Origin of the sequence: Rossellomorea aquimaris (genome assembly GCF_000935355.1) — a bacterium.
Taxonomy (GTDB): Bacteria; Bacillota; Bacilli; order Bacillales; family Bacillaceae_B; genus Rossellomorea; species Rossellomorea aquimaris_B.
The window spans coordinates 626,230-645,373 of the sequence record NZ_JXZC01000001.1; the positions used below are offsets into that span (position 1 = coordinate 626,230).

Annotated in this window: 18 protein-coding genes and 3 other annotated features; of the genes, 8 read left to right on the top strand and 10 right to left on the bottom strand. The window is 40.3% G+C overall.

Annotation, left to right across the window (positions count from 1 at the left end):
* Nucleotides 1-99: 99 nt before the first annotated feature.
* Nucleotides 100-1,581, bottom strand: coding sequence for a SulP family inorganic anion transporter (locus tag TV75_RS03255; protein WP_044337223.1), 1,482 nt, complete (start codon nucleotides 1,579-1,581; stop codon nucleotides 100-102).
* A gap of 268 nt (nucleotides 1,582-1,849) precedes the next feature.
* Between TV75_RS03255 and TV75_RS03260 the strand changes: the two genes are divergently transcribed.
* Nucleotides 1,850-2,266 carry a universal stress protein gene (locus tag TV75_RS03260; protein ID WP_044337224.1) on the top strand — a complete coding sequence of 139 codons (417 nt, stop codon included), beginning with the start codon at nucleotides 1,850-1,852 and terminating at the stop codon, nucleotides 2,264-2,266.
* A gap of 131 nt (nucleotides 2,267-2,397) precedes the next feature.
* On the opposite strand, the gene TV75_RS03265 is transcribed toward TV75_RS03260, so the two are convergent.
* The gene (locus tag TV75_RS03265; protein WP_044337225.1) at nucleotides 2,398-3,447 is read right to left on the bottom strand and encodes a M14 family metallopeptidase; all 1,050 of its coding nucleotides are present in this window, start codon (nucleotides 3,445-3,447) and stop codon (nucleotides 2,398-2,400) included.
* A gap of 253 nt (nucleotides 3,448-3,700) precedes the next feature.
* Nucleotides 3,701-5,182, bottom strand: coding sequence for an esterase/lipase family protein (locus tag TV75_RS03270; protein WP_044337226.1), 1,482 nt, complete (start codon nucleotides 5,180-5,182; stop codon nucleotides 3,701-3,703).
* A gap of 307 nt (nucleotides 5,183-5,489) precedes the next feature.
* Here TV75_RS03270 and TV75_RS03275 point away from each other — a divergent pair, with 307 nt between their 5' ends.
* The 3 genes from TV75_RS03275 (at nucleotide 5,490) to TV75_RS03285 (ending at nucleotide 8,981) form a co-directional block, all read left to right on the top strand.
* Nucleotides 5,490-7,268 carry a dihydroorotate dehydrogenase gene (locus TV75_RS03275; protein ID WP_044337227.1) on the top strand — a complete coding sequence of 593 codons (1,779 nt, stop codon included), beginning with the start codon at nucleotides 5,490-5,492 and terminating at the stop codon, nucleotides 7,266-7,268.
* A 200-nt stretch (nucleotides 7,269-7,468) separates the two neighbouring features.
* The gene (locus tag TV75_RS03280; RefSeq protein ID WP_044337228.1) at nucleotides 7,469-7,777 is read left to right on the top strand and encodes a PadR family transcriptional regulator; all 309 of its coding nucleotides are present in this window, start codon (nucleotides 7,469-7,471) and stop codon (nucleotides 7,775-7,777) included.
* Nucleotides 7,749-8,981, top strand: coding sequence for a chromate transporter (locus TV75_RS03285; protein ID WP_044337229.1), 1,233 nt, complete (start codon nucleotides 7,749-7,751; stop codon nucleotides 8,979-8,981). Before TV75_RS03280 ends, TV75_RS03285 begins: the two co-directional genes overlap by 29 nt.
* A 126-nt stretch (nucleotides 8,982-9,107) precedes the next feature.
* On the opposite strand, the gene pssA is transcribed toward TV75_RS03285, so the two are convergent.
* On the bottom strand, nucleotides 9,108-9,782 hold the full coding sequence (pssA, locus tag TV75_RS03290) for a CDP-diacylglycerol--serine O-phosphatidyltransferase (protein ID WP_044337230.1): 675 nt from the start codon (nucleotides 9,780-9,782) through the stop codon (nucleotides 9,108-9,110).
* Nucleotides 9,783-9,960: 178 nt separating this feature from the next.
* Between pssA and TV75_RS03295 the strand changes: the two genes are divergently transcribed.
* The 4 genes from TV75_RS03295 (at nucleotide 9,961) to TV75_RS03310 (ending at nucleotide 13,408) form a co-directional block, all read left to right on the top strand.
* A complete protein-coding gene (locus tag TV75_RS03295; protein WP_044337231.1) occupies nucleotides 9,961-10,428 on the top strand; it encodes a DUF2062 domain-containing protein in 468 nt (155 codons plus the stop codon).
* Nucleotides 10,429-10,653: 225 nt separating this feature from the next.
* Entirely contained in the window at nucleotides 10,654-10,878 is a 225-nt protein-coding gene (locus TV75_RS03300) for a hypothetical protein (protein WP_044337232.1), read from the top strand.
* 209 nt (nucleotides 10,879-11,087) lie between these two features.
* Nucleotides 11,088-11,297: a binding site (T-box leader), on the top strand.
* A gap of 93 nt (nucleotides 11,298-11,390) precedes the next feature.
* Nucleotides 11,391-13,118 carry an aromatic amino acid hydroxylase gene (locus TV75_RS03305; protein WP_044337233.1) on the top strand — a complete coding sequence of 576 codons (1,728 nt, stop codon included), beginning with the start codon at nucleotides 11,391-11,393 and terminating at the stop codon, nucleotides 13,116-13,118.
* Nucleotides 13,115-13,408: a 4a-hydroxytetrahydrobiopterin dehydratase gene (locus TV75_RS03310; RefSeq protein ID WP_044337234.1), complete on the top strand. Its 294-nt coding sequence runs from the start codon at nucleotides 13,115-13,117 to the stop codon at nucleotides 13,406-13,408. Before TV75_RS03305 ends, TV75_RS03310 begins: the two co-directional genes overlap by 4 nt.
* A 46-nt stretch (nucleotides 13,409-13,454) precedes the next feature.
* Here the strand turns inward: TV75_RS03310 and TV75_RS03315 are convergent, their stop codons facing one another.
* From TV75_RS03315 to TV75_RS03340, 6 genes are all read right to left on the bottom strand, one after another.
* On the bottom strand, nucleotides 13,455-13,874 hold the full coding sequence (locus TV75_RS03315; RefSeq protein WP_044337235.1) for a GNAT family N-acetyltransferase: 420 nt from the start codon (nucleotides 13,872-13,874) through the stop codon (nucleotides 13,455-13,457).
* 48 nt (nucleotides 13,875-13,922) lie between these two features.
* The gene (gene pyrH, locus TV75_RS03320) at nucleotides 13,923-14,651 is read right to left on the bottom strand and encodes a UMP kinase (RefSeq protein ID WP_044337236.1); all 729 of its coding nucleotides are present in this window, start codon (nucleotides 14,649-14,651) and stop codon (nucleotides 13,923-13,925) included.
* Nucleotides 14,652-14,847: 196 nt separating this feature from the next.
* On the bottom strand, nucleotides 14,848-16,071 hold the full coding sequence (gene thrS, locus TV75_RS03325; protein ID WP_052504412.1) for a threonine--tRNA ligase: 1,224 nt from the start codon (nucleotides 16,069-16,071) through the stop codon (nucleotides 14,848-14,850).
* A 49-nt stretch (nucleotides 16,072-16,120) separates the two neighbouring features.
* Nucleotides 16,121-16,344, bottom strand: a binding site (T-box leader).
* A gap of 33 nt (nucleotides 16,345-16,377) precedes the next feature.
* Nucleotides 16,378-16,601 (bottom strand) — a binding site (T-box leader).
* A 73-nt stretch (nucleotides 16,602-16,674) separates the two neighbouring features.
* The gene (locus TV75_RS03330; RefSeq protein ID WP_044337237.1) at nucleotides 16,675-17,496 is read right to left on the bottom strand and encodes an undecaprenyl-diphosphate phosphatase; all 822 of its coding nucleotides are present in this window, start codon (nucleotides 17,494-17,496) and stop codon (nucleotides 16,675-16,677) included.
* Between the two features lie 45 nt (nucleotides 17,497-17,541).
* Nucleotides 17,542-17,853 (bottom strand): hypothetical protein, encoded by a 312-nt coding sequence (locus TV75_RS03335; RefSeq protein ID WP_044337238.1) that lies wholly within the window; start codon nucleotides 17,851-17,853, stop codon nucleotides 17,542-17,544.
* 194 nt (nucleotides 17,854-18,047) lie between these two features.
* Nucleotides 18,048-18,950 carry a YitT family protein gene (locus TV75_RS03340; protein WP_044337239.1) on the bottom strand — a complete coding sequence of 301 codons (903 nt, stop codon included), beginning with the start codon at nucleotides 18,948-18,950 and terminating at the stop codon, nucleotides 18,048-18,050.
* Nucleotides 18,951-19,144: the final 194 nt, after the last annotated feature.

Consider the following 19,144-nt stretch of genomic DNA (forward strand, 5'->3'; position numbering starts at 1 on the left):
ATGCTTATATAATAAAATACTTATATGCTTATTTCAAGTGAAATTTTAGTAAATAGAAAAACTCTTAGTCAAATGACCAAGAGTTTTTCTAAATTCCCACTAATGATTAACCACTTTTCCTAGACCACCCGGCTTGTTATGCACAGCTAGTTTTTCTATTAGCCTATTACTTTCAGCATTTAATCCTGTTACATTTACCCTTACACCATTTTGATGATATTTAATGACGAATTTATCAATTGCCCCTACCGCTGAGTCATCCCATAAGTGGGCATGAGTTAAATCTAGGGTTACTTCTTTTACATCTTCATTGAAGTTGAAGCTTTCAACAAAATCTGTTACAGAAGCAAAGAACAATTGTCCTGAAACACGATAGACTTTTTTATGCTTATCATCGGATACCATGCTCGTAATCTTCACTTTTGAAATTTTTGATGCAAAGAAGATGGCACTCAAGATAATTCCCACCAGAACTCCTTTTGATAAATCATGTGTCACTAGGACAGTTATTACGGTCGCTATCATAACAACCGTATCGGTTATCGGTGTCTTGTGAATATTCTTTAAAGAAGACCAATCAAATGTCCCAATTGATACCATGAACATTACCCCAACCAGGGCAGCCATTGGAATTTGAACTAAGAAATCATTCAGGACGATGATAAGGATCATTAAGAAAACTCCCGCCACAAAAGCAGACAATCTTCCTCGCCCTCCTGATTTTACATTGATGACGGATTGTCCGATCATCGCACAACCTGCCATACCACCAAAGAAACCTGACACAATGTTGGCAATACCTTGCCCTCTTGCCTCTTTATTTTTATTACTCGTTGTATCAGTCATGTCATCTACAATAGAAGCAGTTAAGAGTGACTCGACCAATCCAACAATCGCGATCGATAAAGAATAAGGAAAGATTATTTGCAGTGTTTCAATAGTAAATGGGATGTCAGGAATCAAGAATATAGGCAACGTTTGAGTTAGTTCACCCATGTCTCCCACAGTACGAACCCCACTTCCTGTTACAACAGCGAAAATCGTAACCGCTATAATGGCCACCAACGCTGAAGGCACAGCTTTTGTGAAACGTGGAAGGATGTAAATGACTCCCAGTGCTGCTGCAACCATTGCATACATGATCCATGATTCACCAACAAAATGAGGTAATTGTGCCGAGAAAATAAGGATTGCCAAGGCGTTGACAAATCCAATCATAACGGAGCGTGGTACAAATTTCATTAAACGCCCTAGCTTCAGGACACCCATGACAATTTGAATCACCCCTGTCAGGATTGTAGCCGCAAGTAAATACTGCAGACCGTGATCAGCTACCAGAGTCGTCATAAGCAAGGCTGTAGCACCCGTTGCAGCTGAAATCATGCCTGGACGTCCACCCACGAATGCAATGACTACTGCTATACAGAAAGAAGCGTATAATCCTATCATCGGGTCTACTCCTGCAATAATTGAGAAGGCAATCGCTTCCGGTATCAATGCCATCGCAACGACGATACCTGAAAGTACATCCCCTCTAACATTTCCAAACCACTCATATTTAATTTTTTGACTTAAACCCATAATGCACCTCTTCCTATTTATTTATGACTTTCAACTCTCATGAAAGTCGGGGCCGTTTAACACAAAGGACATTATATAATGGATCATTTCATTTGTGAAATGATTATGAAAGCGCAAACATGCAACTTTTTCTTCCTATTACTCTGGATTTCATCCGTTTTCTGATCAAGTTCAAATTCATGTAAAATTTACTTAAATATCTATAAAGGAAATTGAATAAAAATATAGAACTTAATACGAAACCCTTTCATCGGATGGAGGAATAGTAATGTTCAAACACATTCTTCTCGCAACAGACGGATCTGAACACTCTTTTAGGGCAGGAGAAAAAGCGATCGCTCTCGCAAGATGCCATGAAGGCTCTAAGATAGATATTGTTTATGTAGTGGATGGGAAGCAATCCAAGGAAGATGTTCTGCACCATTGGGGACTGGATGCAACAGACAAACGGAAGCAGAAACTGCAGATGATAGAACAAAAAGCCAAGCATGAAGGCATCGACTATGAGATTACCTTTTTACATGGCGAACCGGGTCCAACCATTGTTGAGCATGCGAACAAAAACAACTTCGATGCAGTAGTCATTGGAAGCCGTGGATTAAATGTGTTCCAAGAAATGGTCTTGGGAAGTGTTAGCCATAAAGTCGCAAAGAGGGCTAAATGTCCCGTGATGATCGTGAAATAGGGAAAGACTTCCAAATAGGAAGTCTTTCCCCATTTAATCCTTAGGTAATATTCGAGGTGAACTAATACGGAGAGTATATGAATAATTAAAAGGGCCCTTTCAGTCAAGAAAGGACCCTTTTTAATAAATCTTTATTCACTTTCACTGCGATTGTATGAACTTTCAGGAAGCGTGTCCCAGAAAGAAGTATCCGCATTCTCAATGGATCCGTCAGCAATGGCTTTTGCCGTTGCTTCTAAACTAATAACCGCTTGCTTGATGAGGTACCCATTACTTTTTTGACCCAGAACATAATCATCACGATAATGATCAGCCATCCCTCTCATTTCAAAAAGAAGGGTCGCTATTCCATATTCAACCGCCAGTCCATTACGGCTGATCGTCGGTGCCGTTCCACCGATGTATTTTGATAACGTACCGAATCCTCGACTTTCCACCGTATTGTAAAGGACTGAACCCAGCTGTTTTGATTTTTCCACAACTGCAGGATCCACTTCTTCATTCGTTGGAAAAAGGATCGATCCCGATACGAGTTCATCTGTATCCCCAAGCGTTGTTTCGGCTCCTTGATGATGAAGATCGATCATATAATCAGGCTTGTATTTTTGAAGGACGTTTCCATGAAGAGCTTGTGTTTCTGGTTGTAGACGGTCCACATGATCGCGATTTAAATCGACTTCATTCGCATTATAGCGGGTGTGAGTTCCCGATACATAATCCTCCAGGGAGAAATTCACGTCCCCTTCTGCTCCATCCACATTTAATCGCGGAGCAACCAATATATTCACGTGATCTAGCATTTCTTTTACTTCTTTTGAGTTTGATGTAAGGTGCTTGATGAACTGAAGGGCCCCTTCAGTCGTCAATGTTTCATTCCCATGCTGCTGAGTTAAATAAAGGATCGTAGGGTTGTTTTCATTTGTACCAAATTTGGCAAGGAAAAGATCTCGTCCTTTGACAGATTGACCATACACTTCTAACGAAAGAGCATCTGATTTCTGATCTAAATGTTGAAGCATGCTCACCATTTCTTCATAATTATGAAGTCGCTCATTTTTGATCGTCTCGTTTCCATTATATCCTGGACCATTCGCAAGTACAGATGCACCCGGGGCAGAGAAAGAGATTCCTGATGCTACCAACATACCCGAAAGTGCACCAACCATTAATTTCTTCTTCAATATGTATTCCTCCTTATATTTCGACTCCCTAATCTATTTAGAGATAAATGGAATGAAACCCTTTTCCATTCGCAAAAATGAAACATTAGAACTGAACTACGGAACTTCGAGTGGATATAAATCCCTATTCCTTTACGGAAATTGTTGACTTTTGTCAAACTAATGGCAGGAGACAAATGATCCAGTCCCTATTTATCATAAAAAAAGAAGCTAATGGAACATCAGCTTCTCACCTAAAGTATTTCAACCTATCCTATTGCCCATAAACCTTCCCTGCAGCATCCACGTAAATGGTTTTAATAAAAGTTCTATGGAACGCATTTTTGTCTTTGCTTCCTTCTACATCAATGGTCACATTATAGACTCCTTCTCCAAGCTTCGGAAGTTTTAATGAGTCGTCCTTTGCTTTCACCTTGCTCTTCTTCAACTTACCATTCTTGTAATATTCAATGATCATGTCCGGTTGAAGGTTTAGCTTACTGTCCTTGGCTTTCAAGCTGATTTCATCCTGTGCTAAATCGATACTCAATGCATCATTCATCGCGCTTTCAAAAGTCACATGTAAGAGATACTTTTCGATTGAAGTCGAAGATGCTTCAACCGTCCACTCCCCTGGTGTCGGATCTTGAACGGTAACCTTATGGTGATACGCACCGTTAAAGAATGCACTATCATCCTTTTTTACCTTGAAGATCGAATTTGTTTTTTGACCAGGATCTTTTAGGATTAATTGTGAGGAAGAGTGATTACTGATCCAGTCAAATGTTACGGACTGAGCCCCTTCTTCTACAGAAACCTTTTCATGTTTCTTTCCACTAAATTCTCCTCCTCTAACAAATGAGGCAGCGCTCTCTGCAACGTTTGACTCGACCACACTTTTTGCGTTAAAGCCCGAGGTATTGGTCGATTCATTCAAATAATTTTTGAACAAGTTGAAGGTAGAGGAACCTTCTTTGACAGTGTAGTGATCCCAGTCCCCCACTCTAAGTTCTGTCCCGTAGGGGAGTCTCGAACTATTGACTGTAACGGCACCATCGTTGCTTCCATAAGCACTGAGATACAATCCACCCCAATACAAGGAGCTTCCGAAGCTTCCCCATTTCGTCCCGCCAAACGTATAGACCGGAATTCTATTTACATTCGGATGATGGTCCGTTTCAGAACGGAAATAGCTCATATATCCTGTTTGCAGTGAATAAGTGGCATCATTCTTACTTCCCAGAATGCCTGTCAACCATCCCGCCCAGCTGCTATAAGCGAGATCTGCCAGCTGTGAACCATAATGGGGCGTGGAAAGGGTGATCACCCTTGCGACATACGGATAGGCACCATAGTGTACAAGTGCTGATTGGGTATCGATGCCTCCTTTACTGTGGGCCACAACCACTACCTTTTCACCGTAGTAATTGTAAATGTCGCGAATTTTCTGGGACAGGAGGGCACCGTTATCCCACATATTCTTTGTTGGGTACAGGTCGATAAAAGCGGTTTCATAACCATTTTGATAGGCTGTGTCATACATATTATTTCCGTTCCACCATGTGTTGGAAGAGCTATTTAACCCGTGAACAAAGAGGATCGGATGCTTGGAAGGGGCTACATACGAGGGAGTTGTTCCTACATACCACTGTCCGGGAACTCCAGAAGGATCATCCTTACCGAATGAACCTGCCTGACTCCATGTCGGCAGCAATAAAAATAGTGCAAAAACGGTCACACAGATCTTTTTAATCATACACTCTCTCCTTTTCCATTGAAATAAACCTGTAAAGTATATCGACAGAATTCAGAAGATATAACTGGACAGACGGAATTAAGGAAGAAAGAACTAAAAAATGTTCTGGTCTTTAACATAAACTATCATTATGAGGATCCAGATTCTCAGTCTTGTCTATATCACATTTTTTCCTCACAATATGTTTTTCGCATCAAAGAAGTAATTCATTTGTTCACGTAAATGACCTCTTCTTTAAATTCCCCACCCACTCTATCAAAATCCCTGATAGAATGGTGGTATTACAATAAATTGTGAGGAATGTGCTATGCCTGATTGGTCCTACCACGGAATATTCAAACCCGCTTTATCCAGACTCCCTACTTACATGTCGAGAGAGTTTATACATAGAGGAATGAGTACTATCGCTTCTCTGCCTCTGGGTCCTAATATCATCCATTTTCTGGGTAGAGAAGAGTGCTCCCCTAACCTGAATAAACAAATCAAAGGGATACAATTTTCCAATCCTGTTGGGCTCTCCGGTAAAATTGATCCCTTGCTTACAGGTACATCTGCCTTTGTTCATTTGGGCTTTGGCTTTATTGAAATTGGTCCTGTAACTTTACAGGCTTCAACAGAACCCTCTCACCCTGTTGCAGATCATAATGAGGAGCGTATTCTGTTCCCAGATCCCCTTGAATCCATCGGAATAGACAGGACTCTAAAGAAATTAAGTAGAGTTAGAAAGAAACAACCCCTCCTCATACGCCTGTCGGGGACACCAAAAGAATTATCTATAATGATGAATAGATTAGATGTATTTGCAGATGGATATATTGTTGAAGGGGATCAAATTCATCCTACTTTTCATAGTGACAAACCGATTTTCATCTCAAATCCAACCTTAGAACTCCTTTGCAAATTGAACCTTGAAAATATTTCAGGAGTCGTTGTGGAAGGGGATGAATTCAACACTCTCCTTTCAACTGTTCGTACATATAAAAAGGCTATCCCGTTTCTATCAATCATTACATCAGGGGGAGTTCGTGAACCAAGTCAGGCACTATCTCTACTAAGTGCCGGTGCAGACCTCCTCCTCCTCTCTGATGGATATGTCTTTTCAGGTCCAGGTTTAACCAAACGCATTAACGAAGCATTACTGGATGATCTGAACGTTCAGCTCCCCTCTCAAAAGGGATGGAAATCTTACTGGTATTTTGGTTTGTTTATATTTATAGGAGGACTCTTAGCCCTCCTATTTAGTTTAACGTCGGTGGTTCTGCCGTATGATGAACATTATTTGGGTATGAAGAAGGAATCGATTGCTGGTTTCAACGACAGGATTATAAAATTTATGGCTCATGATCGGATGACATTAGCAGGTACTATGATTTCAGGAGGGATTGTGTATATGCAGCTCTCCTTCCATGGTGTCAGGAGAGGTCTCCAATGGGCCAAACAAGCAATAGACATTGCCGCCATTACAGGATTTCTGGGAATATTCTTATTTATCGGGTATGGCTATTTTGACTGGCTTCATCTCTTATTTTGGAGCGTTTTGCTACCCTTTTATATTTACGGTTGGATACATACAAGGGGGATAAATGGTACTCCATCTTCAGGAAATCGAAGAAATCATACTATATGGTTACAAGCACTGTATGGTCAGCTTGCATTTGTCGTACTTGGATTTTCCTTTGTTCTTGGAGGCCTAGTCATTTCTTACTTTGGTATTACTTCTGTTTTTGTTCAGACGGATCTTCTTTACCTCTGTATGCCACCGGAGATTCTACATGAGTTCAATCAGAACCTCATTCCCGTTATCGCACATGATCGAGCGGGATTCGGCAGTGCTTTACTAAGTGTGGGATTACTAGTCTTAACTCTCTCACTTTGGGGCTTTCAGCAGGGAAATAAGTGGGTTTGGCGGACCCTTCTGATAGGGGGGCTCCCTGCCTTTATTTCGGGGATATATATTCATTTTGCTATCGGGTACACCTCATTTACCCATCTTCTGCCCGCCTACTTTGCCATCGGCTTATTTTTGATTGGCTTAGTCAAGACCTATTCATTTTTTTACAAAGATAGGGATGATGATGAAATTTAGCTGTATCCATAGTGGATATGGCTTTTTTGTTAAGAGTTTAACTACTAAAAATACCATTTGTAATTACCTTCATGTTAAGAGTTTGTAAATTCACCGGTAGTTCATTGAATCAGTTCTCTATTCATGTTACATTCTTTGTATGAATTTTCGATATCGATTTCCGATATTGATTTCCGCTTTGAATAAAGGGAGGTGTTTCATTGGAAGACAAAGTTTTACGGAAACTTTTTCTAGGTTTTATCCAGATCCATATACTCCATCATGCTAAAGAAGATCCTATTTATGGTACATGGATGTTAGAAGAATTAAGAGAACATGGATATAGCATAAGCTCCGGTACACTGTATCCTATCCTTCACTCAATGGAGACAGACGGATTATTAACAAAAGAAGAGAAAAACGTGGACGGCAAGATCAGGAAGTATTATTCAACTACAGATAAAGGCAATAAAGTGCTCAGTGAAGCACGTGATAAAGCTTATGAGCTATTTAAAGAAATCAAAGACTAACAAAGAAGGTGAAAGAATATTGAAAACATCAAGAAATTTAAAGTCCCTGATTGAAATACTTTTTATTTCAACAAGATTGGGGCTTACATCGTTCGGTGGGCCGGTTGCCCATTTAGGATACTTTCATGAAGAATATGTTCGCAGAAGAAAATGGATGGATGAAAAAAGTTACGCAGATCTGGTCGCTCTTTGCCAATTTCTCCCGGGTCCTGCAAGCTCTCAAGTTGGAATGGGCATTGGGATCATGCGGGCAGGAGTGCTTGGAGGAATTGTTTCATTTATAGGTTTTACACTCCCTTCTGTCGTTGCATTGATTCTTTTCGCCATCATTCTTCAAGGGTTTGATGTGGCAGATGCCGGGTGGATACACGGGTTGAAAATTGTCGCAGTTGCAGTCGTTGCTCATGCTATTTTAGGAATGGCAAAAAAGTTGACGCCTGATTTAAAACGAAAAGCGATTGCATTGTTTGCTTTAGTGGTCATTTTATTATGGCAAACAGCGTTTTCACAAATTGGGATCATTCTTCTTTCAGCTTTCATTGGATTTTTACTCTTTAAACAACATAAACCCGACGATGAAGCCCGAATTGACTTCCCGATTTCCCGTAGATTCGCAGTGATTTGTTTAGCTATCTTCTTCGGTTTACTATTTCTTCTTCCGTTTTTGAGGGAATTGACATCCCTTGAATGGATCGCTTTATTCGATAGCTTTTACCGTTCCGGATCATTGGTTTTTGGTGGAGGTCATGTTGTCTTACCTCTCCTTGAACGGGAGTTTGTTCCCACCGGATGGTTAACGGAAGAAGCGTTTTTGGCAGGGTATGGTGCAGCCCAGGCGGTTCCGGGTCCTCTCTTCACCTTTGCAGCGTATATTGGTGCTGTGATTAATGGGTGGCAGGGCGGATTGCTTGCAACTTTCGCGATTTTCCTTCCAGCCTTTCTACTCATTTTAGGGACGCTTCCATTCTGGGATTCCCTCCGTAGGAATCCTAAGATAAAAGGCGCGCTGATGGGAGTCAATGCCGCTGTCGTTGGTATTCTGATTGCAGCATTTTACCACCCGATATGGACTTCATCCATCCTTGCTCCAATCGATTTTGCCTTTGCTGCGGTTTTGTTTAGCATGCTGGTCTTTTGGAAACTTCCACCTTGGATCGTCGTGGTGACGGGAGCAGTGGGAGGTCTCGTTATGGGTTATATTTAATTCATTAAGTTAACTGAGTAGGGATCTGCTCCTTGGCTTTTTGATAGTAAGAGTTTTAGGTATTGGATTTGCATAGTGGAGATAAAAAATGATCCAGGCGAATGAGTGCCTGGATCATTTTTACTTTTATCTTTTTATAAATCGATACGCAAGATACGCGATATACAGGGGTGTAGCAATGTAAATTAAATAGGGAAACTCTTCATATGTACCCTTATATATGACGAATAGTAATGCTCCAATGAAGAGCGTCACAATCGTTCCATATTTGGGTAAAGGCACTTCCTTGAGGCTCGGGATACGTATACGGCTCACCATGAGAAAGCACATTGCTGTAAAAATGACCGTTGTCACGATATTCGGAATAAAGTCTCCGAACAGGGTGAGGATCGCCAGGATCCCACCTGCTGCCGTAATCGGCACCCCCACGAAATAATGAAGAGACGACTTCGGCGGACTGGTATTGAATCTTGCCAGGCGATATGCTCCGAATAATGGAAATAACCCTGCCACGATAAACCCTAATAATCCAAATTGAAAGAAATATGTATAATACACAAGGAAGGAAGGTGCGACTCCGAACGTGACAATATCGGCTAATGAATCCAATTCCTTTCCTAATACACTATCCGCTTGCAGCATCCTCGCCAGCCTGCCGTCCATGCTATCAAGCATCATACCAATAATAATGAGTATCGCTGCGTTTTTAAATTGTCCGCTAGCGGCAAACCCAATTGATAAGAAACCGCAATACAGATTTCCCAACGTGACCATATTGGGTATTTTTTTCGTTAGTTTCATCTTTTATCCTCACTCTACCAAAAATTCTATTACTTCTAGGATACCATGTTACAGATTTTCTTAAAGAAATGTTGTGAAAAAACTTCTAAAAAGCTTTTAAAATTTTATATTTAGAAACCAGAAAGTTGACCATACTATTTATTGAGTATGAAAGTAAACGATAATTGGTGTTGATCTCATGATTAGAAAGAAGCTTCGTGAATGTAAATGTCTCACTCTTAAACTATTGCGTCTTAAAGATAACACCCATAGTATTGCATTAGGATTCACGGTTGGATTATTAATCAACTTCGTTCCCTCTTTTGGCATAGGTCCATTCATTTCCACAGCAGTTGCAAAGGTGTTTAAAGGGAACTCATTCGCTGGATTAGTAGGAGGGATTTCCTTGATTTGGGCTTTCCCTTTTTTCTTCTACTTGAATCTTGTTGTAGGATATCTCTTCTACCCCATTGATGTTATCGATCCGTCAATAAACAACTCCAGTGAAGCAGTAGATGTAGGGCTGCAATTGGGGAAAGCATTTTTTATAGGCATGTTCATCAATCTCCCCATTTTCGGCATCCTCACGTACTTCATCATCAATTCCATTTTTAGAAAATACCGGGAGACGATGCTTATGTATGTGCATAAGAAGTGGAACTTATAGTTTATTCCACTTTGTCTTTGTCCAAATATTCTCCGCGAAAAATAATTGTTACTGAAACTCTCCTCTTTATTTAGAAAACATGAAACTCTTTTATGTTTTTATTCGTATATTCTTCTAAGAAGATTCTATCTTAACATTACCACACTATATACTAATCCACCTCGTGTTTTGTTATAATTTAACTATTAAGTAACGAATACGATTAGGAGAAAAAGGAGGATTGTCATGACTGGAACCATTGCTGTTATCATGATCTTTTCAATACCCATCCTCGGAATCATAACGGACCATTTCCAAAAACAATCCAAGTTAAAACAAAAAATGATAGAAGACCAACTCGAACTGGAAAAACTGAAACACGAAAATTTTGTGATTGAAACCCAGAAAATGAGACTGGAATTAGAACAGATGAAAATTCAGGATCACCAGGAAAAAACACAAATTTTATAACTAATAGCGCCAGGTTTTCCTGGCGTTTTTTATCTTAGGGGCTATTTTTAAGCACGTTACCTTCAGTTTTATATCTGACATTTTCCTTTAATTGAAATTACCAACACCTTTATTGATTCTTAAATAAACATCATATATACGTAAAAACCCCCTTGACTTTAACGCTTAAAAGCGTTTAAGATATAAAGCATCTTGATCATACATATTTGTGAAGAGCTTTGATGGATTTGAAGTAGTGATCTCCTCCCTGTTATAGAGAGCTAGTGGTGCTGGGAACTGGTACATAGGAAAATCATGAATTACGTTTCTTGAGCTTCTTGTTCTGTAGTGGAACAAGACGGTTATTGTCCGTTATCAATTCGAGTGGTAGGCAATTTGCTTACAACAAGGGTGGTACCGCGATCTTTTTCGTCCCTGCTGATTTATTCAGCAGGGATTTTTTGTATGCATCTACTTTCACGCATAAAAGCGTTTAAGCACTAAACAACATCTTGAAATAAGGAGAGTTTATTATGAACCAAACCATTCCAAGTCATTTACGCCAATTTGTAGCTGAACAGCATTATCATTTATACACCCCTATCGATCATGCCGTGTGGCGTTATGTGATGAGACAGAATCATCACTTTCTTGAAGATACCGCTCATGAAGCTTTCACTGAAGGATTAAAAGCCTCCGGTATTAACATACACGAAATTCCTAAGGTAAGTGATATGAACCGGCACTTAGCGAAAATTGGCTGGGGGGCTGCAATTGTAGACGGTTTGATCCCTGGTACAGCGTTCTTTGATTTCCAGGCTCACGGAATTCTTCCAATAGCGACGGATATTCGTCAAAAATCGAATATCGAATACACCCCTGCTCCTGATATATTGCATGAAGCAGCCGGACACGCTCCCATTTTGTTTGATGAAACCTATTCCCGATTTGTAAAGATAATCGGCAATATCGGAGCAAACGCTTTTGCCACTGAAGAAGAACACGAAGTATTTGAAGCAACCAGGCATTTATCCATTGTGATGGAGGATCCATGCTCCAGTGAGAAAGAAATGGAAGTTGCAAAGCAGGTGTTAATTGAAAAGCAAGAGGCCGTTTTCGGTCTTTCTGAAGCAGAACAAATTTCACGAATCTTTTGGTGGACTGTGGAATTCGGTTTAATCGGTGATTTTCACCAACCGAAGATTTTCGGAGCAGGACTGCTTTCATCGGTTGGAGAAAGCAAGCACTGTTTATCAAGTGAAGTGATCAAAAGGCCGTTCTCCATCGAAGACGCCATCCATACCAGCTATGATGTTACCTCTATGCAAACTCAATTATTTGTTTGTGAAAGTTTCGATCAACTCATTGAAGACGTCGAGAAATTCGGAGAGACCATGGCTTTCCGTAAAGGTGGAACAGAAGCTATAGATAAAGCGATTCATTCTAATCAACTTGCTCATATCGAATACAATTCAGGATTACAAGTCACCGGCATCTTCAGAGAAGTAATAAAAAATGAGCATGGTGAAGCTATCTACGTCAAAACCGTAGGACCTACTTCACTTTCCATCCAAAACGAGCAACTGGATGATCACGGGACAGACCATCACGTTGATGGCTTCGGTGCACCTATTGGTATCCTTGAGGATGGTACCATTCTTGAGGACCAGACCGAAGCGGATTTAAGGAAGCTTGGCATTGAGATGAATAAAATGATGCAAATCACATTTGATGGTGGGATTGAAGTCTCTGGACATGTGACGAATCTCGTCTTTCACCATCATCATCTTGTTCTCATATCAATTGATGAATGTATGGTGACTTTGGGTGAACACGTTTTATTCCACCCTTCATGGGGAACTTACGATTTGGCAGTAGGCAGTGAAATCGTTTCAGCGCGTCCACATGCGGCAGATTATGATGCTTTCTTCGGACACACCCCACTCATTGAGGAAGAGGATGGCAAACCCCGTGATCTTACACCATTGGACAGCCTCTTTAGAGAGGTCAGAGAACTGAGAGAAGTAGCCTTTTCCATAGATCTTATTCATAGTATAGTAGGCAGGCTGAAAGAGGATTTCCCTGAAGAGTGGCTGCTTAGACTTGAAATGATTGAACTATTGCAGATTCACGAGCCGGAATCTCAGTTAAAGGAAGAGCTTCTGAAAGACTTATATATATTAAGTAAGCAGGATCGGTTTGCACGTCTCATTCAAAATGGTCTTGATGTCATATATGGAAGGAAAGGAGTTATGGTATGAAGAAGTTAAGTGAAGCTGCCGTTTCTCAAAAACTTAAAACTCTTGAGAAATGGCGCATTAAAGAAGAGAAATGGATTGAACGGCGCTATCGGTTCAAGGATTACCTTGAAGGAATACGGTTTGTCAACAAGCTGGCAGAGGCAGCCGAGGAAGTGAATCACCATCCATTTATAACGATTCAATACAAATTGGTTATAGTAGAGTTGACTTCATGGAGTGAAAATGGCCTTACGGATTTGGACTTCGATGTGGCGATTCAGTATGAAAAGCTCTATAAGGAAATGGTGTAAACAAAAGAGACGGTCACTCGTGGCTGTCTCTCTTTTTCAATGCTTCTTAATCCAAATACTCGCCCGTCAAACTTGAATTCAAATATCTAGCCATACCCGTTTTCAGTTTCTTCATTCCATGTTTTCTATAAAACTCTTCATTACCGGTTGTGGAGATTAATTGAACGCAGGAAACATCTTTTAACTGCTCTAAAAGGTCACTCATGATGAGACTGCCAATTCCAATTTTTTGATACTCTAGATGAACGACCACATCATATATTGCTGCATTGAATACACCATCCGTTAGGGCTCTTCCAACTCCAATGATCCTACCATCACTTATAGCGAAAGTGACTATATCACTTCTTTGAAAAACCTTGGCAATTACTTCATTTGAATGCTTCAACCAACCTGCTGACTGGTACACTTCACGTATCTCATCTATCTTATACGGATCATATTTGTTATAAATTCCGATCTCCATTATACTTTGCTCCTCCCATCTAAGTTTAAGTAAATAAAATGCCCATTATCATAGTCTCGTCTCTTCATGATTAATTAGTGTTCCCCGCTTCTGACCTGAGCATATTTCCTCCATGATTCCTGCCTGATCAAAATTAAAAATGTGAACAGGAAGTTTATAGTCCCTTGCTAACAGCAGAGCTGATTGATCCATGACTTTAATATTATTCGTTACAACGTCATCATAATTTAGGTTATGGTACATCTTGGCCTTTTTATCCCGTTTAGGGTCACTTGTAAAAACACCATTGACCCCTTGCTTGGCTACCAGGATGGCTTCACAATTCGTTTCAATGGCTCGCTGAACGCTGGGATAATCCGTGGTAACGAAAGGTTGACCATTCCCTCCACCGAATATGACAATATATCCTTTTTCAAGATGATGAACGGCGCGAAGTCGAATATAAGGTTCAGCTAACGTTGAAACTGGAATTGAAGTCATCACTCGAACTTCTTTGTCGGTTTTGCTTTTCAACACCCCTCTAAGCATCAAACTGTTGATGATGGTTCCAAGGGTTCCAATACTATCTGCTTCTACCCGGTCTATTCCCCATGTATCTGCAAGACTGCCTCGAAATATATTGCCACCACCTACCACCAAGGAGACTTCAATCCCCATATTGACGATGGACATGATTTCTCCTGCAATGTGTTCAAGTTCTTCTGCACCAAAATTATTTCCTTCCTTATCAGCCAATGCCCCACCACTTAATTTAATTAATACACGCTTATATTTCATCTTTTTTCCTCCCCTGGACATAAAAAAAGAACTAAAAAGGTAATGGATAATACCCTTTTAGCTCTTTTTATAGGGGAAGAAATGGCTAAACATGATTGATAATATAGTTGCATTCCTTCTCCCCCTCTCATATTCAGAATTTTCCTCCTCCAAGTGTAAAGAAAATTCAGGAAAAGGTCAAGTGGATTTATAACGCTTAGTTCGACTCTTTATCCGAGCCATTTATCTCTTCTTGTAACTTCAATAAAGCATCTCCTATCTTCAACATGCCGACGTTTCCTTCCTTCCTCTTACGTAACGAAATAGAATCACCCTCGACCTCCTTATCTCCAATTACCATCATATAAGGAACTTTTTGCATCTCTGCTTCTCTGATTTTCATACCGACTTTTTCTACACGATCATCGATTTCCACCCTAAACCCTTCTTTTTCTAATTGAGACTTCACAGCTTGAGCATATTGGACATGCGCGTCGGAGATTGGAAGGATTTTGACCTGGTGTGGAGCTAACCAAAGGGGAAAGTCTCCTCCGAAATGTTCAATGATGATTGCCATAAAGCGTTCGATCGAACCGTATATCGCTCGATGAATCATAATCGGTCTGGCTGTTCCATTGTCTTCTCCAATATATTCACACTCAAATTTTTCAGGCATTTGAAAATCAAGTTGAACTGTTCCACATTGCCAGCTTCGACCAATGACGTCCAATATATGAAAATCAATTTTGGGCCCATAGAAAGCACCGTCTCCTTTATTAACATGATAATTGACTCCTCTCTCTTTCAACACACCTTCCAAATCTCCTTCAGCTTGATCCCATAATGCAACGGAGCCCATAAAATCTTCCGGACGAGTCGAAAGCTCAACCTTATAGTCAAACCCGAATTTACTATAGAAAAGATCGATAAGATCCAATACTTTATGAAGCTCCGACCGGATTTGATCTTCCCTTACAAATAGATGAGCGTCATCCTGAGTGAAGGAGCGGACTCTCAATAATCCGCTTAATGAACCCGATAGCTCATGTCGATGAACCAATCCCAGTTCACCGTATCGAAGGGGTAATTCACGATAACTTCTTCTCTTACTTTTATAGATCAAGACTGCCCCTGGGCAACTCATTGGCTTGATTGCATATTTCTGATCATCTACCTCTGAGAAATACATATTCTCATGGTAATGATCCCAGTGCCCTGACTTTTCCCATAGCTCCTGCTTCATCATGATGGGAGTCCTAATCTCCTGGTATCCTGCTTTCCGATGCTCCTTCTTCCAAAAGTCTTCCAACTCATTACGTAATAGCATCCCTTTCGGTAAATAAAAGGGCATCCCTGGTGCTTCCTCCATCGATACAAAAAGCTCCAGCTCCTGACCTAATTTCCTGTGATTACGTTTTTCCACTTCAGATTGAATTGACATTTTGTCTCCTCCTAATCATTTTTTATATAAAAAACCGCATTCATCCCTGTCAAGGGACGAATGCGGTCGTGGTACCACCCTAATTCCGAAGTGCTGAACAAAAGCCCTCCGCTCAAAGTTGATAACGGTTTTCCCGATTATGGATACTGACATTTCACCATAATAGCTCCAAGGTGGTAAATCAATTCCTTTTCTTCAGGGCTCTCAGCCATGTGACCCTGTTCTCTGGTAAGAAAAGCAGTAAATGATTCGTGTCCTCTTCATCACTTTTTATTCAATTAATAAAAAAACCGCACCCATCCCTAACCAAGGGACGAGTGCGGTCGTGGTTCCACCCTAATTCAGAAGTGTAAAAATAGTACTCTTCGCTTAAGTAAGATAACGGTTTTCCCGATTATGGATACTGACATTTCACCATAATAGCTCCGAGGTGGTAAGTCATTCCTTTCTCTTCAGGGCTCTCAGCCGGTGACCCTGCTCTCTGATCAAGAAAAAAACAGAATGAATCATGTCCTCATCTTTGCTTTCGTATAGTATATTCAATTTAGAATAAAATTGTTATTGAAATTATATGGTAGTATTTTCTAACTGTCAAGAGTAATTTTAGTAAAAAACAAGAAATATTATCGCGACCAGAACCAGTCGATAAATGGCAAAAGGAATTAACCTGATCTTATTGATTACTTTAAGAAAAAAGTGAATTGACAGATAAGCGAATAGAAATGCACTTAGAAATCCAACCAATAAAAACGGTAGAAATTCAGGGGTGAAGTACATCCAGTTCTTCATTAGAGAAAGGGAACTTGCTCCCAGCATGATCGGAACCGCCATAATGAATGTGAAATTCGACGCAGCCCGGTAGCTTAATCCAAGTAAAACTCCTCCAGAGATGGTGGATCCTGACCGTGAAAATCCTGGCCATAATGATAAGCATTGAATAAGCCCGATCAGCATCGCTTTTTTATGTGTTATCTGATCAACATTTTCCACTGTGACGCTTTTGGGGCGAAATAAATCCGCTGCAATCATGAGGAAAGCACCGATCGTTAAGCCAGCCAGCACTGTATTAAGCGAAAAAAGATGCTCATCGATATAATCCTCAAATAACAAGCCCAGGATCACTGCGGGGATCAATCCTGCCAGTATGTGGGTTAATTTTAAACTGGATGTTTTACTTGCAGTACGTTGATTAAATCCGAGTAAATCTTTAAATCTCTCTCTAAATACAATGACAACCGCTAAAATTGAGCCTAGTTGGATCACAACTTTGAACGTATTTGCTGGATATTTACCCAATACTTCTTTTGATTTTATCCATAAATCGTCTACTACTATCATATGGCCAGTGGAAGATACAGGGGCAAATTCCGTTAACCCCTCGACCAAGCCTAAGATGAATGCTTTTATTAACATGATGACGTCCATTTATCATTTCTCCTCTATCGTTTAATCATACTGTGAATAAAGCAGTCATGAAAGATAGTTGGAGTGATATTTCACGATGACTTCAAAACCGGTTGAATCCCCACTACAATGGGAAAAGAGTCGCTCATTGAAAAAAATGGGAGGAATCAGGGGCAGAATTCTTTTAAAAGGAAATCTACTTTTATCTTCTACTTTCTTCGTCACTAAAGTCGGGTTCAATGAGAAAGAATCATCCTCAAGATAGGCAATCTGGGCTTGATCCTGAATGACTTCTCCTCCCCTATGAACCTGAATATCGTTTATTTGCTGGAAAATTCCAAAACAGCAAAATAGCACAAGCAACATGACTTTCTTCACACTCTTCCCCTCCCGTCCAGCGATAATCTAGCTTATCATACTATAACCGACACTGGACGACAATAAGGAATTGTAAGCTATTAAACAGAACACTTCCAATGAATCATTTGACTGACGAAAGGAGTCTAAAATCAATTATTTAAGTCAAATCAAAAAAAGCACAGTCAAGGGGTTTCCCTATACTGTGCTTCTGCCTAATGAATATCTTTCTTCTTGAACCTCCCTCCCCTTACCTCTGCTATATCAGCAATGGCTAGAAAAGCGGATGGATCATGTTCTGCGACAATGTCTTTAAGTTTCGCTTCCTCCAGACGTGTGATGACGCAGAATATCACTTTTTTATCATCTCCTGAGAAGGCTCCTTCCCCCTTCAAATAGGTCACTCCCCTCCCCAGTCTATGTAAGAGGGCATCACCAATTTCTTTATAATTTTCACTTATGATCCAAACAGATTTGGATTCATCAAGTCCTTTAATGGTAATATCAATCATTTTAAAAGCTACGTAATAGGCAAGAAGTGAATACATGGCTCTATCCCAACTAAACACAAATCCGGCGGAAGCCAAAATGAACAGATTGACAAACATAATAATTTCACCGACAGAAAATGGGAGCTTTTTACTTGATAGAATAGCAAGGATTTCCGTACCGTCAAGAGATCCACCGTAACGAATGACCATACCCACACCTATTCCAAGAACAATCCCGCCGAATAAAGAAGCTAGAAGAATGTCTTGTGTGAAGGCAGCTACCGGATGAAGAAAAGTGGTTGAAATCGATAGTATGATAATGCCGTAAAGTGTAGAGAATGCGAAGGTTTTACCGATTTGTTTATACCCGATGAAGAAAAAGGGGATATTGAGAATAAAGATGAAAAGACCAAGCTTAACGCCGGTAATATGGGAGAGCATAATCGAGACGCCAACGATCCCCCCATCGATGACCTGATTCGGGACCAGGAATATTTCAAGACCAACCGCCATGATCACAGCCCCGATGGTAATGAGGACAGCTCTTTTCACAACCTCTTTAAGGGGAATCTTCTTATGCTTTATTTTCACTTGCTGCAATGGATTTATTACCTGTCCTTCAATCATCTTCATTCCTCCTCCTAAGATAAACACCCCGCGTCAACTACTGAACTCATCTCATTGGAACTAAAATGATCTATGTAATATACACCAAACCTATTTCCAGAAAACCCATAAAAACCGACTTGTATAACTTATATATTCTATTATCACCGTCAAAATACCTGCTAAGAGAGAGGGACGGACCTCTAATGAAACAC

What these genes read in the sequence shown, in the direction of transcription:
- TV75_RS03255 (WP_044337223.1), bottom strand. Translation starts at nt 1,581, where the DNA reads ATGGGTTTAAGTCAAAAAATTAAATATGAGTGGTTTGGAAATGTTAGA.
- TV75_RS03260 (WP_044337224.1), top strand. Translation starts at nt 1,850, where the DNA reads ATGTTCAAACACATTCTTCTCGCAACAGACGGATCTGAACACTCTTTT.
- TV75_RS03270 (WP_044337226.1), bottom strand. Translation starts at nt 5,182, where the DNA reads ATGATTAAAAAGATCTGTGTGACCGTTTTTGCACTATTTTTATTGCTG.
- TV75_RS03275 (WP_044337227.1), top strand. Translation starts at nt 5,490, where the DNA reads ATGCCTGATTGGTCCTACCACGGAATATTCAAACCCGCTTTATCCAGA.
- TV75_RS03285 (WP_044337229.1), top strand. Translation starts at nt 7,749, where the DNA reads ATGAGCTATTTAAAGAAATCAAAGACTAACAAAGAAGGTGAAAGAATA.
- pssA (WP_044337230.1), bottom strand. Translation starts at nt 9,782, where the DNA reads ATGAAACTAACGAAAAAAATACCCAATATGGTCACGTTGGGAAATCTG.
- TV75_RS03295 (WP_044337231.1), top strand. Translation starts at nt 9,961, where the DNA reads ATGATTAGAAAGAAGCTTCGTGAATGTAAATGTCTCACTCTTAAACTA.
- TV75_RS03300 (WP_044337232.1), top strand. Translation starts at nt 10,654, where the DNA reads ATGACTGGAACCATTGCTGTTATCATGATCTTTTCAATACCCATCCTC.
- TV75_RS03305 (WP_044337233.1), top strand. Translation starts at nt 11,391, where the DNA reads ATGAACCAAACCATTCCAAGTCATTTACGCCAATTTGTAGCTGAACAG.
- TV75_RS03310 (WP_044337234.1), top strand. Translation starts at nt 13,115, where the DNA reads ATGAAGAAGTTAAGTGAAGCTGCCGTTTCTCAAAAACTTAAAACTCTT.
- TV75_RS03315 (WP_044337235.1), bottom strand. Translation starts at nt 13,874, where the DNA reads ATGGAGATCGGAATTTATAACAAATATGATCCGTATAAGATAGATGAG.
- pyrH (WP_044337236.1), bottom strand. Translation starts at nt 14,651, where the DNA reads ATGAAATATAAGCGTGTATTAATTAAATTAAGTGGTGGGGCATTGGCT.
- thrS (WP_052504412.1), bottom strand. Translation starts at nt 16,071, where the DNA reads ATGTCAATTCAATCTGAAGTGGAAAAACGTAATCACAGGAAATTAGGT.
- TV75_RS03330 (WP_044337237.1), bottom strand. Translation starts at nt 17,496, where the DNA reads ATGGACGTCATCATGTTAATAAAAGCATTCATCTTAGGCTTGGTCGAG.
- TV75_RS03340 (WP_044337239.1), bottom strand. Translation starts at nt 18,950, where the DNA reads ATGATTGAAGGACAGGTAATAAATCCATTGCAGCAAGTGAAAATAAAG.